11 protein-coding genes are annotated in these 12,042 nt (G+C 68.7%); 7 read left to right on the top strand and 4 right to left on the bottom strand.

Annotated features, from left to right (window positions below):
- Positions 1 to 327 precede the first annotated feature (327 nt).
- Positions 328 to 2,385, top strand: a complete 2,058-nt coding sequence (gene ligA / locus SBI80_RS05915; protein WP_318973453.1) for an NAD-dependent DNA ligase LigA — start codon at positions 328 to 330, stop codon at positions 2,383 to 2,385.
- Between the two features lie 4 nt (positions 2,386 to 2,389).
- On the opposite strand, the gene SBI80_RS05920 is transcribed toward ligA, so the two are convergent.
- Complete coding sequence (locus SBI80_RS05920; protein ID WP_318973454.1) at positions 2,390 to 3,058, bottom strand: ACT domain-containing protein; 669 nt, start codon at positions 3,056 to 3,058, stop codon at positions 2,390 to 2,392.
- 100 nt (positions 3,059 to 3,158) lie between these two features.
- Between SBI80_RS05920 and gatC the strand changes: the two genes are divergently transcribed.
- From gatC to gatB, 4 genes are all read left to right on the top strand, one after another.
- Complete coding sequence (gene gatC, locus SBI80_RS05925) at positions 3,159 to 3,458, top strand: Asp-tRNA(Asn)/Glu-tRNA(Gln) amidotransferase subunit GatC (protein WP_318973455.1); 300 nt, start codon at positions 3,159 to 3,161, stop codon at positions 3,456 to 3,458.
- Positions 3,455 to 4,939, top strand: coding sequence for an Asp-tRNA(Asn)/Glu-tRNA(Gln) amidotransferase subunit GatA (gene gatA / locus SBI80_RS05930; RefSeq protein ID WP_318973456.1), 1,485 nt, complete (start codon positions 3,455 to 3,457; stop codon positions 4,937 to 4,939). Before gatC ends, gatA begins: the two co-directional genes overlap by 4 nt.
- Before the next feature lie 18 nt (positions 4,940 to 4,957).
- Complete coding sequence (locus SBI80_RS05935; protein ID WP_318973457.1) at positions 4,958 to 5,989, top strand: ATP-dependent 6-phosphofructokinase; 1,032 nt, start codon at positions 4,958 to 4,960, stop codon at positions 5,987 to 5,989.
- Positions 5,990 to 6,079: 90 nt separating this feature from the next.
- The gene (gene gatB / locus SBI80_RS05940; protein WP_318973458.1) at positions 6,080 to 7,591 is read left to right on the top strand and encodes an Asp-tRNA(Asn)/Glu-tRNA(Gln) amidotransferase subunit GatB; all 1,512 of its coding nucleotides are present in this window, start codon (positions 6,080 to 6,082) and stop codon (positions 7,589 to 7,591) included.
- A gap of 9 nt (positions 7,592 to 7,600) precedes the next feature.
- Here the strand turns inward: gatB and SBI80_RS05945 are convergent, their stop codons facing one another.
- The gene (locus SBI80_RS05945) at positions 7,601 to 8,479 is read right to left on the bottom strand and encodes a glycosyltransferase family A protein (RefSeq protein WP_318973459.1); all 879 of its coding nucleotides are present in this window, start codon (positions 8,477 to 8,479) and stop codon (positions 7,601 to 7,603) included.
- 258 nt (positions 8,480 to 8,737) lie between these two features.
- Here SBI80_RS05945 and SBI80_RS05950 point away from each other — a divergent pair, with 258 nt between their 5' ends.
- A complete protein-coding gene (locus SBI80_RS05950) occupies positions 8,738 to 9,568 on the top strand; it encodes a glycosyltransferase family 2 protein (protein WP_318973460.1) in 831 nt (276 codons plus the stop codon).
- Positions 9,569 to 9,595: 27 nt separating this feature from the next.
- On the opposite strand, the gene SBI80_RS05955 is transcribed toward SBI80_RS05950, so the two are convergent.
- Entirely contained in the window at positions 9,596 to 10,717 is a 1,122-nt protein-coding gene (locus SBI80_RS05955) for a PQQ-dependent sugar dehydrogenase (protein WP_318973461.1), read from the bottom strand.
- Positions 10,718 to 10,844: 127 nt separating this feature from the next.
- Between SBI80_RS05955 and SBI80_RS05960 the strand changes: the two genes are divergently transcribed.
- The gene (locus SBI80_RS05960; RefSeq protein ID WP_318973462.1) at positions 10,845 to 11,687 is read left to right on the top strand and encodes a DoxX family protein; all 843 of its coding nucleotides are present in this window, start codon (positions 10,845 to 10,847) and stop codon (positions 11,685 to 11,687) included.
- 4 nt (positions 11,688 to 11,691) lie between these two features.
- Here SBI80_RS05960 and SBI80_RS05965 read toward each other — a convergent pair whose 3' ends face one another.
- Positions 11,692 to 12,033: a PH domain-containing protein gene (locus SBI80_RS05965; RefSeq protein ID WP_318973718.1), complete on the bottom strand. Its 342-nt coding sequence runs from the start codon at positions 12,031 to 12,033 to the stop codon at positions 11,692 to 11,694.
- Between the last annotated feature and the right edge of the window lie 9 nt (positions 12,034 to 12,042).

Consider the following 12,042-nt stretch of genomic DNA (forward strand, 5'->3'; position numbering starts at 1 on the left):
CGTGCGGCCCGAGTTCGGCACCGGGCAGACCTGGCCGAATGGGAAATTCGAGTTCACTGATTTGGCGTTGCTGAGGCACGTTCGACGTTTGACATGCGCGGGGGCGGGAATGGTGTCTGATTGGTCTAGAGGCGGGGCGGTCGCCATTCATTCAGCTAATTGACGTATGTGCAAGTTCGAGCGGCGGGCGAGCACTGACGGGCACCGGCGTGCACCGGCGGGTCGAATGCGGAGGCGTGTTTGCGAGCCGCTGCCGCCTGCCATACGGAGTTGGGTTTCGTCATCGCGTGCCGAGGCGCTGTCGCCACCCTCCGCTAGCCTGCCAACGTGAGCTCACCTGACGCCGACGTTCGTCGCGAGTGGCAGCGGCTGGCCGACGAGGTACGCGATCACCAATTCCGCTACTACGTGCGGGATGCGCCGATCGTCTCCGATGCCGAGTTCGACCGGCTCCTTCAGGAGCTGACGGCGCTGGAGGAGCGCTATCCCGAGCTCCGGACCCCGGACTCGCCGACCCAGCTGGTCGGTGGGGCGGGGTTCGCGACGGACTTCAGCTCGGCCGACCACCTCGAGCGGATGCTGAGCCTGGACAACGTGTTCAACTCCGACGAGTTGTCAGCCTGGGCAGCACGATTGACGAGCGAGATCGGAGCCGACCCTGAGTTCCTGTGCGAGCTGAAGATCGATGGTGTGGCCCTTGCCCTGGTCTACCGCGACGGCCTCCTGGTCCGCGCCGCTACGCGGGGCGACGGCCGTACCGGTGAGGACGTGACGCTCAACGCGCGCACCATCGACGACATCCCCCAGCGACTGGTGCACAGCGACGACTACCCGGTTCCCCGCGTGCTCGAGGTGCGCGGCGAGGTCTTCTTCCGGCTCGCCGACTTCGAGGTGCTCAACGCCAACCTCGTCGAGGAGGGCAAGGCACCCTTCGCCAACCCCCGCAACAGTGCCGCGGGTTCGCTTCGACAGAAGAACCCGGCCGTCACCGCTCGTCGCAAGCTGCACATGATCTGCCACGGTCTCGGTCACGCCGAGGGCTTCAGCCCCGCCACCCTGCACGAGGCCTACCTGGCGCTCAAGGCGTGGGGCCTGCCAGTGTCCGATCACACCACCCGGGTCACCGGCATCGCCGCCGTCGGCGAGCGGGTCGTGTACTGGGGGGAGCACCGCCATGACGTCGAGCACGAGATCGACGGAGTGGTGGTCAAGGTCGACGACGTCTCCCTGCAGCGTCGACTTGGTTCGACCTCACGTGCTCCGCGCTGGGCGATCGCCTACAAGTACCCGCCCGAGGAGGCGACCACCAAGCTGCTGGACATCCGGGTCAACGTCGGTCGCACCGGCCGCGTCACGCCGTTCGCCTACATGGAGCCGGTCAAGATCGCGGGGTCCACGGTCGGACTCGCGACGCTGCACAACGCGTCGGAGGTCAAGCGCAAGGGTGTGCTGATCGGTGACACGGTGGTCATCCGCAAGGCGGGCGACGTCATCCCCGAGGTGCTGGGCCCCGTGGTCGACCTGCGCGACGGCACCGAGCGCGAATTCCACATGCCCACGACGTGTCCCGAATGTGGCACCACCCTGGCGCCCGCCAAGGAGGGGGACGCCGACATCCGCTGCCCCAACTCGCGAACGTGCCCCGCTCAACTGCGTGAGCGCGTGTTCCACGTCGCCGGGCGTGGCGCGTTCGACATCGAAGGACTCGGATACGAGGCGGCGATCGCGCTGTTGCAGGCCGGGGTGATCAGCGACGAAGGTGACCTCTTCGACCTCACCGAGGCCGACCTGCTGCGCACCGAGCTGTTCACCACCAAGGGTGGTGATCTGTCGGCCAACGGCAAGCGGTTGCTCGCCAACCTCGGCAGGGCCAAGCAGCAGGCGCTGTGGCGGGTACTGGTCGCGCTGTCGATCCGGCACGTAGGACCGACGGCAGCCAGGGCCCTGGCGAGTGAGTTCGGCAGCCTCGACGCCATCGAGGCCGCGACCGAGGATCAATTGGCTGCTAGCGAGGGCGTCGGCCCGACCATCGCCGCCGCCGTGAAGGAATGGTTCACCGTCGACTGGCATCGCGCCATCGTCGACAAGTGGCGGGCGGCCGGCGTGCGGATGCACGACGAGCGCGACGCGAGCGTGCCGCGAAATCTCGAGGGATTGTCGATCGTCGTGACCGGATCACTGACGGGTTTCTCGCGTGACGAGGCCAAGGAGGCGATCCTCGCGCGGGGCGGCAAGGCCGCGGGCTCGGTGTCGAAGAAGACCGCCTACGTCGTGGCGGGTGATGCGCCGGGATCGAAGTACGACAAGGCGATCGAGCTGGGCGTGCCCGTGCTCGACGAGGACGGCTTCCGCAACCTGCTCGAGAACGGCCCCGAGCCGAGCTGAGCGGTCAGCGCAGGATGGTCGCCACGATGCCGGCGAGGTAGCCCAGGCGCGCGACCTCGGACGGACGGAACGCCGGGCCGCCCGGTCGGCCGAGGATCACCGCGGTGTGGTGATCGCCGAGTGGGGCAGCTGCCAGCGTGGTGTCGAAGTCGCGCCACACCTGCGGAATCCAGTCCGCCGCACCGTCGAGGGCCTCGGCGTGCTCCAGCGGCAGCCAGGGCGCGGATTCCGCCGCGGTCTCGGGGGCGCCGTGACTACCCGCGACCACGTCGAGCCCGGTGTCGTCGAGCCGCAGCACCATGCACCAGCCGACGCGCAGCACCTTCGGCGCCTCGTCAGCGAGCACCTGGAGCTTGCCCTGCTTGTCCGCCGCGGCCGCGATGTGGTCTATCAGCTCCAGTTCGCGGTGCGCCTCGAGCAGCCCGGTGTGCGGGCGGATGCTGTCGACGTAGACCCCGTTGAGCTTCTCGGCGGCGGTGATCAGCATGTCGGGCATCGCGCCGGGCGGGAGATCGACCACCAGGTCGTCGACGGCGTAACCGGCCGAGCGCTCGACGACGTCGAGGGAGAGGATGTCGGCGCCAACCGACCCCAGCGCGACGGCCAGTGACCCGAGGCTGCCGGGCCGGTCCTCCAGCTCGACCCGCAGCAGATATGACGGCACGGGCAACACTGTTTCACGGAGGGTGGGAACGGAGCGACTCGACGGCGGCACCGAGCTCACCGGCGGGCACGGACGGACGGGCTCGCGGCGATGACTAGGCTTCGTGGTCGTGTCACAGATCTCGCGGGACGACGTAGCCCACCTGGCGCGTCTGGCCCGGCTCACCCTGACCGACGGCGAGCTCGACAGCTTCGCCGGCCAGCTCGACGCCATCCTGGCGCACGTCGGTGCCATCCAGGCCGTCGACGTGACGGGTGTCGAGGCCACCGACAACCCCCTCAAGAGCGTGAACGTGACGCGGCCCGACGAGGTCGCGCGCAGCCTGACGCAGGAGGAGGCGCTGGCCGCCGCGCCGAACGCCGTCGACGGTCGCTTCGCCGTACCGCGCATCCTGGGGGAGGCGGAATGAGCGAGCTCGTCCGCCTCGACGCGGCCACCCTCGGCGCCAAGATCGCCGCCAAGGAGACCAGTTCCACCGAGGTGACCCAGGCGCACCTCGATCAGATCGCGGCCACCGACTCCGATTACCACGCGTTCCTGCACGTCGCGGGCGAGGCGGCGCTGGCCGCGGCCGGCCGGATCGACGCCTCCATCGCCGCAGGTGAGGAGCTGCCGTCCCCGCTGGCCGGCGTCCCGCTGGCACTCAAGGACGTCTTCACCACGACCGACATGCCCACCACCTGCGGGTCGAAGATCCTCGAGGGGTGGCGGTCCCCGTACGACGCGACGGTGACCGCGCGACTGCGGGCCGCGGGCATCCCGATCCTTGGCAAGACCAACATGGACGAGTTCGCGATGGGCAGCTCGACCGAGAACTCGGCCTACGGTCCGACCCGCAACCCGTGGGACGTCGAGCGCGTGCCCGGCGGGTCCGGTGGTGGAAGTGCCGCAGCGCTGGCGGCGTTCCAGGCTCCGCTGGCCATCGGTTCCGACACGGGCGGGTCGATCCGCCAGCCGGCCGCGCTGACGGCCACCGTCGGTGTCAAGCCCACCTACGGCACGGTCTCGCGGTACGGGCTCATCGCCTGTGCGTCGTCCCTGGATCAGGGTGGTCCGTGCGCGCGCACGGTGCTCGACACCGCGCTGCTGCACCAGGTCATCGCGGGCCACGACCCGCGCGACTCCACCTCGGTGGACGCCGACGTGCCAGACGTCGTGGCGGCTGCCAAGGCCGGTGCCGTGGGTGACCTCACGGGTGTGCGGGTCGGCATCGTCAAGCAGTTGCGCAGCGGCGAGGGCTACCAGCCGGGCGTGCTGGCGTCGTTCACCGCCGCGGTCGACCAGCTCACCGCCCTGGGGGCGCAGGTCACCGAGGTGGACTGTCCCAATCTGGACCATTCGATGGCTGCCTACTACCTGATCCTGCCGTCGGAGGTGTCGAGCAACCTGGCCCGATTCGACGCCATGCGCTACGGCCTGCGGGTGGGTGACGACGGCACGCACGGTGCCGAAGAGGTGATGGCGATGACGCGGGCCGCCGGATTCGGCCCGGAAGTCAAGCGCCGCATCATGATTGGCACCTACGCGCTGTCGGCGGGTTATTACGACGCGTACTACAACCAGGCGCAGAAGGTGCGGACGCTGATCGCTCGGGACCTGGAGCGGGCCTACCAGAGTGTCGACGTACTGATCTCGCCCGCGACCCCCACCACGGCGTTCCCGCTGGGGGAGAAGGTCGACGATCCGCTGGCGATGTACCTGTTCGACCTGTGCACGCTGCCGCTGAACCTGGCGGGTCACTCCGGAATGTCGGTGCCGTCGGGGTTGTCCGACGACGACGGTCTGCCCGTTGGCCTGCAGATCATGGCTCCCGCGTTGGCCGACGACAGGCTCTATCGCGTGGGTGCCGCCTATGAGGTAGCGCGCGGTCCGCTGCCGACCGCGATCTGACGGGGGAAGATACAACTCATGCGGATTGGAGTTCTCACCGGCGGCGGCGACTGCCCAGGCCTGAATGCGGTCATTCGTGCGGTCGTGCGGACGTGCGACATGCGCTACAAGTCCTCGGTCGTCGGGTTCCTGGACGGCTGGCGGGGGTTGTTGGAGGACCGTCGCATCCAACTGGCGAACGACGATCGCAACGACCGGTTGCTCGGCAAGGGCGGCACGATCCTCGGGACCGCGCGCGTCAACCCGGACAAGCTGCGGGCCGGCCTCGACCAGATCAAGCAGACGATGGAGGACAACGGCATCGACGTGCTGATCCCCATCGGGGGTGAGGGCACGCTCACCGCGGCGCACTGGCTGTCCGAGGAGAACGTCCCCGTCATCGGCGTGCCGAAGACCATCGACAACGACATCGATTGCACCGACGTCACATTCGGCCACGACACGGCCCTGCAGGTGGCCAGCGACGCGATCGACCGGTTGCACAGCACGGCCGAGTCGCATCAGCGGGTGATGCTGGTCGAGGTGATGGGCCGCCATGCCGGATGGATCGCGCTCAACGCCGGGCTGGCCTCGGGTGCCCACATGACACTGATCCCCGAGCAGCCCTTCGACGTCGAAGAGGTCTGCCGGCTGATCAAGCAGCGGTTCGTCCGCGGTGACTCGCACTTCATCTGCGTGGTCGCCGAGGGCGCCCGGCCCGCCGAGGGTTCGATGCAGTTGCGCGACGGCGGCATCGACGAGTTCGGGCACGTGCGGTTCACCGGCGTGGCACACCAACTCGGGGTGGAGATCGAGAAGCGGATCAAGAAGGAAGTGCGCACCACGGTGCTGGGTCACGTGCAGCGCGGTGGCACGCCGACGGCCTACGACCGGGTGCTCGCGACGCGGTTCGGCGTCAACGCCGCCGACGCCGCGCACTCCGGCGAGTACGGGATGATGGTCTCGCTGCGCGGCCAGGAGATCGGCCGGGTGCCGCTGGCCGAGGCGGTCAAGCAGCTCAAGCTGGTGCCTCAGGGCCGCTACGACGACGCCGCGGAGTTCTTCGGCTGACCCCTTCTCCGCGAGCAGTCGTAAACGGTCCTGAAATCGGGGTATCGAGGGCCGTTTACGTCTGCTCGCGGGGGAAACTAGGATCGACTCATGACCCTTGCCTCCGCTGAGCTGCTCGACTACGACGAGGTCATCGCCCGCTACGACCCCGTGATGGGCATGGAGGTGCACGTCGAACTCTCGACGGCGACCAAGATGTTCTGCGGCTGTGCCAACCAGTTCGGTGCCGAACCCAACACCAACGTGTGCCCGGTGTGCCTGGGCCTGCCCGGCTCGCTGCCGGTGGTCAACGGCGCCGCCGTCGAGTCGGCCATCCGCATCGGCCTCGCACTCAACTGCGACATCGCGCCCTGGGGCCGCTTCGCCCGCAAGAACTACTTCTATCCGGACCAGCCGAAGAACTACCAGATCAGTCAGTACGACGAGCCCATCGCGGTCAACGGCTACCTGGACGCTCCGCTCGACGACGGCACGACGTGGCGGGTCGAGATCGAGCGCGCGCACATGGAGGAGGACACCGGCAAGCTGACTCACCTCGGCAGCGCCACCGGCCGCATCGAGGGCGCCACCACGTCACTGCTGGACTTCAACCGGGCCGGCGTACCGCTGGTCGAGATCGTCACCAGGCCCATCGAGGGTGCCGGTGCGCGGGCCCCGGAGATCGCCCGCGCCTACGTCACCGCGCTGCGAGACCTGTTGCGCGGACTCGACGTGTCCGACGTCCGGATGGACCAGGGTTCGATGCGCTGCGATGCCAACGTCTCGCTGCGGCCGATCGGACGGGCCGAGTTCGGCACCCGCACCGAGACCAAGAACGTCAACTCGCTCAAGAGCGTCGAGGTGGCCGTCCGCTACGAGATGTGCCGTCAGGCCGCCATCCTGGAGGCCGGTGGCGAGATCGTCCAGGAGACCAGGCACTTCCACGAGGACGGCTACACCAGCGCCGGCCGCCGCAAGGAGACCGCGGAGGACTACCGCTACTTCCCCGAGCCCGACCTCGAGCCCATCGCCCCCAGCGCCGAGCTGGTCGAACAGCTGCGCGCCACCATCCCCGAGCTTCCGTGGTTGCAGCGCAACAGGATTCAACAGGAGTGGGGCATCTCCGACGAGGTCATGCGCGACCTGGTCAACAACGGCGTCATCGACCTGGTCACCGCGACGGTCGCCGCAGGCGCTTCCAGTGAGGCCGCCCGCGCCTGGTGGGGCAACTTCCTGGTGCAGAAGGCCAACGAGGCGGGGGTGTCCGCCGCCGAGCTCGCCATCACGCCGGCCCAGGTCGCCGCGGTGGTGCGGCTGGTCGACGACGGCAAGCTGTCGAACAAGCTGGCGCGCCAGGTGATCGAGGGCGTGCTGGCCGGCGAGGGCGAACCCGAGCAGGTGATGAGCGACCGTGGGTTGGCCGTCGTGCGCGACGACTCGGTGATCCAGGCCGCCGTGGACGAGGCGCTGGCCGCGCAACCCGACATCGCCGACAAGATCCGCGGTGGCAAGGTGCAAGCCGCGGGGGCCGTCGTCGGCGCCGTCATGAAGGCCACCAGGGGTCAGGCCGACGCGGCCAGGGTCAGGGAACTGGTGCTGGCCGCCTGCGGCGTCACGGGCTGACCGCAGCGCTCAGCGCGACGGTGGCAGCTGCGACGCGCGCGGCTTCAGGAAGAACGGTCGTCGCGGTCGCAGGTCTGGTCGCCACGCCGGTGCGCCGAACGCCGACCACCATGTCGCCAGCGGCGGCTTGGACGACGGCACCCCGAACTCGTCGTGCATGCGCCGTCCGTGCGGCCACGCCGGGCCGAGAAGCCGGTTGCCCGAATGGTTCTCGCCGGTGTCCAGGTGATAGACCACGCCGGCGAAGGGCAGCGTCTGCAGGTGGCGCCCGCGCCGCCGCCACCAGTCCAGCGCATAGCGATGGCCGGCCAGCACCTGCTCCAATACGTCGTCTCCGAATGCGTCGGCGACGGCCTCCGCCGTGGCGTCGACGCGCAGGGACGGTGGGACGCCAAGGGCGGCAAAGGGAAGGATGAACGAGGTGCCGCAGATGCGGTCCAGCCGTCGACGCCATGCGTAGACGTTGCGGCGGCGCGAGTAGGCGTAACCCCGTTTCACGACCCAACCGGGGCTGGTCGGATGGCGGTGGACGTAGGCCACGAGGTCGCGATGGATGAAGTCGTCGGCGTCCAAGAGCATGACGTAGTCGGGCGGCGATGCCCGCAACCAGGCAAGTGCGACACCAGTCTTCGTGCCCTTGTCCCACACGCAGGCAGTGGCGCCGGTGTGCGGCCCGCGCTGCAGGGAGGGCGGATCGAAGTCCACCTCGACGAAGTGCGTTCGCGGCGGCAGCGCGAACCGGGGGGCCTGGTTGCCGACGATCACGACGACGTAGTCGTCATGGGTCTGTCGGGTGATCGAACGCAAGCTCTCCCGTAGCAGTCGTTCGACGTGGGCATAGTCCCGCGAATTGTGCGGATGGCGCAACGTGGTGACGAACGCGAGCAATGCCCCATCCCTGGAAAGTCGGGTCGATGTCAGTGTCACCGGCCGGCCCGGCACCGGTAACGTACCGTCCGCTCCAGGGGCGTGCAACCGACACGCGGACGTCGCTCGACCCGATCGATCGCGTGGTCTGGGGTGTTCAGCGACCACCTGACGCGACCGGTACGCTTTGCCGCGATGTGATCGTGGCGTTCGGCATCGGACCGGGCCGACGACGACCGTCCTCTCGATCTACCTGCAACCAGGGATGTGAACAGCAAAGTGGCGAGTCAGCGAACCGTCGTCGCAGCGGTGCCGAACTACAACATGGCCGAACACCTCGATCGGCTGCTGCCGCAGCTCCTGCGCCAGGGATATGACCACGTCTTCGTTCTCGACGATGCCTCGACCGACGGCAGCATGGAGGTCGCGGCGAAGTACGGCCCTTGGGTCACGACGGTGCGTCACGCGGTCAACCGGGGTGCTGCGGCGAATCGCAATCAGATACTGACGTGCGTCGGCGGGGACACCCTGATCCACTTCGTGGACGCCGACATGGACGTGCACACCGACGAGGTCGCGGCGACGGCGAGAAAGCTTGCCGCCCAGTACGAGACGTTCGGGGTCGGCGTGATCGGCGGCCTGGTCTGCCGCAGCGACGGATGGCAGGAGCCGTTCAACTACGGTCCGGTGTTCGGGCTGCGGTCACATCTGACCGGAGGCTTTCCGATGCTGATCGACTGGGCGCGCAGGCGCGAACGGCTGGCCCGCGTCCTCGCCTCACTGACCGCCCGTGGCATGCGTGAGTGGCCGCAGATCTTGACCGACCCGACGGCCACGCCGGCCTACTGGGTGCACGAGGGCAACATGCTCGTCGCGGCCGAGACCTTCCGCGTCGTCGGTGGATACGACCCGAGGATGCGGGAGCACGAGACCCAGGACCTCGGCATCAGACTGAGACGTGCCGGCGTGGCGAGCTACTTCGACCCGAGCATCAAGCTCGTGCATCACCGTGCCGACGTCAGGGGCCGGACGCGACCGTGGCAATCTTCGAGGGCCGCACTTCACCTGGTACGCAAGCACGGTCTTCGGCGATACCTCGTTGCGCGCTGACACCCATGGCCCCCCGGGTGGCGACCGCTAGGTGTTCTCGGCGTTGGTCCTCGGGAAGCCGCCGCCCTGCGGGAACAGCGGAAAGACGACGTCGTCGAGCTTGTCGGCGTCGCCGGAGGTCTTGTTGACGGTGCCGCCCCAGACGTTGCCGTCGGGGGATAGCTGCAGGGCCCAGGCGTGCCCGTGGGTGTCCTGGCGAACGACCTCCGGGTTGCCCGTGACGGCGCCCGTGTCGGGGGCCATCCGCACGGCGACGGTCTGCTTGGTGTTGACCATGTTGACCAAGACGGTGCCATCGGTGACGGCGCAGCCGGCGATGCCCGGCTTGTCGGGCCAGGTCCAGACCGTGGACACCACGGAGTCCTTGGTGATGCGCTGCAGACGGTCACCGGTTGGTGTCCGGTCGGTCACGTAGAGGGAACCATCCGAGCCGTCGAGGCAGAGACCGCCGGCCTCGCCGACTCCGCTCAGCGCAGTCGTCGGCGGTGCCTGGTTGACCGTCGTCGGCTGCTCGATGCGGATCAACTTGCCGGCCAGCGAACCCGGATCGGAGGCTTGGGCGGGGTTGCCGGCATCACCGGTTAGCACCTGCAGCGTCGTCGGGCTGGTGAAGATCAGCGCCCCCATGTTGCCGGTCGCGCCCTTGGGGATACCGGTGAGGATCGGCTTGGGCACGTCACCGTCGGCGATCCTGACGACGCGGTTGTCGGTCGGAGTGCTGACGTAGGCGTACATCAGTCGGTCCTGTGAATAGGTGGGGGACAGCACGATGTCCATCAGGCCGCCGTCACCGGACGGATCCACCGGAATGACCACCTTGACCTTGGGCTCTGCGTTGGTGGCGATCTCCTTGACCGCACCGGTGACGCGTTCGGCGACCAGCGCCGACTTGCTGTCGGGACCCATGATCAGACCGCTGGTGCTCTCCAGGCAGCCTTGCATGACGCCCTTGGCGTCACAGGCCTTCGGGAAGGGCTGCGCGGGCAGCGGAGGTGGCGGGGGCGGCTCGCTGCTCGGCGGCGGAGCCATCTGTGGTTCGGTCGTGAACGGCTGGCTCTGATTGTCGTCGAACCGAGCGCAGCCCGGCACCACCAGCAACGCTGCGCACGACAGCACCAGCACACCCCGCAACGGCCGGCGCAGACTCATGCCCGCCAGATTACGGATCGCTCGGCGGTGCGCGCCACGCCGGTGGTCCGCCACCCCGGGAAGGCGACCTGCGACAGGACCGCGCCAATCCACGATTAGCACCTCTTTACCACTTACGCTGGATGACGTGACCAGTACTTCTCACGATCCGCGGGCGTGGCAGAGGCCCGAAGGCCAGGAGGCCTCGGCCGCGCGGCCCACGTCGGCGCGCCTGGTCGATCCCGAGGACGACGTGCCATCGTCGCCGTATGCGGGGGACTTCGAGACCACCGCCATTCCACGCTACGACTCGGGCACGCCCAGTCAGCAGAGCTCGGGTTACGCCCTGCTGGGTGACCCGGAGCCACTGCCGTACGTCCAGCCGCCTGCGGCTCGGCCGCCCACCTACTCGGTCGAACCGACCGAGATCGAGCCCGATGGTGGGTTCGGTACCAGGGAGGCAGGACGCCGGGGCACCCAGGATCTCGGTCTGCTCGTCCTGCGGGTCGCACTGGGCGCGGTGCTGGTGGGACACGGGCTGCAGAAGGCGTTCGGGCTGTGGGGAGGGCATGGGCTCGGTGCCTTCCGGCAGTCCCTGACTGACATGGGCTACCAGCACGCGGACATCCTGACCTACGTCGCGGCGGGCGGGCAGATCGCGGCGGGCGTGCTGCTGATCCTCGGTCTGTTCACCCCGGTCGCCGCAGCGGGTGCGGTCGCCTACCTGGTCAACGCACTGCTGGCCGCCGTGGCCGCGCAGTCCGACCGCTCGATCTTCGCGTTCCTGCAGCCCGACGGCCACGAGTACCTCGTCATGCTGCTGGTGCTGGCCGCGGGTCTGACCCTGACCGGGCCGGGCAGGTACGGATTCGACGCTGGACGCGGCTGGGCGCGACGCCCATTCGTCGGGTCGGCGGTCGCGCTGGTGCTAGGCATCGGTGCCGGTGTCGGCGTGTGGGTGCTGCTGAACGGCGCCAACCCGCTGGCCTGAGCGGCTACTCGTACGGGTTGGGCACCCGGCCGTCGGTCACGGCGGTCAGGATGGGCAGCGTCGCGAAGGTCACCGCGGGCAGCCGGACGTCCGAACCGTCCTTGAGATGAGCCGAGGCCCAGGAGCCACGGTCGAAGCGAAGGCCGTCGACGTCCTCCCATTCGATGGTTCGGCTGCCCACCAGCGAGCGCGCGGTGATGGTGTCGCGGTTCGCCGTCGTACGGAACCGGACGATCGCGATCGAGGCCGCCAGCGGCAGGATCAGCAACGCCGTGAACCAGGCGGGATTGGCGAGGATCAGCGTGAGCAGGCCGAGGGTGAAGAAGCCGACCGCGAAGTGGGCCATCGGGGAGAT

This window comes from Mycolicibacterium sichuanense, from assembly GCF_033741125.1.
Classification (GTDB): Bacteria; Actinomycetota; Actinomycetes; order Mycobacteriales; family Mycobacteriaceae; genus Mycobacterium.

Bases quoted from the DNA above. Each gene is read 5' to 3' on its own strand.
- gatA (WP_318973456.1), top strand. From the start codon at position 3,455: ATGAGCGAGCTCGTCCGCCTCGACGCGGCCACCCTCGGCGCCAAGATC.
- SBI80_RS05935 (WP_318973457.1), top strand. From the start codon at position 4,958: ATGCGGATTGGAGTTCTCACCGGCGGCGGCGACTGCCCAGGCCTGAAT.
- gatB (WP_318973458.1), top strand. From the start codon at position 6,080: ATGACCCTTGCCTCCGCTGAGCTGCTCGACTACGACGAGGTCATCGCC.
- SBI80_RS05955 (WP_318973461.1), bottom strand. From the start codon at position 10,717: ATGAGTCTGCGCCGGCCGTTGCGGGGTGTGCTGGTGCTGTCGTGCGCA.
- SBI80_RS05965 (WP_318973718.1), bottom strand. From the start codon at position 12,033: ATGGCCCACTTCGCGGTCGGCTTCTTCACCCTCGGCCTGCTCACGCTG.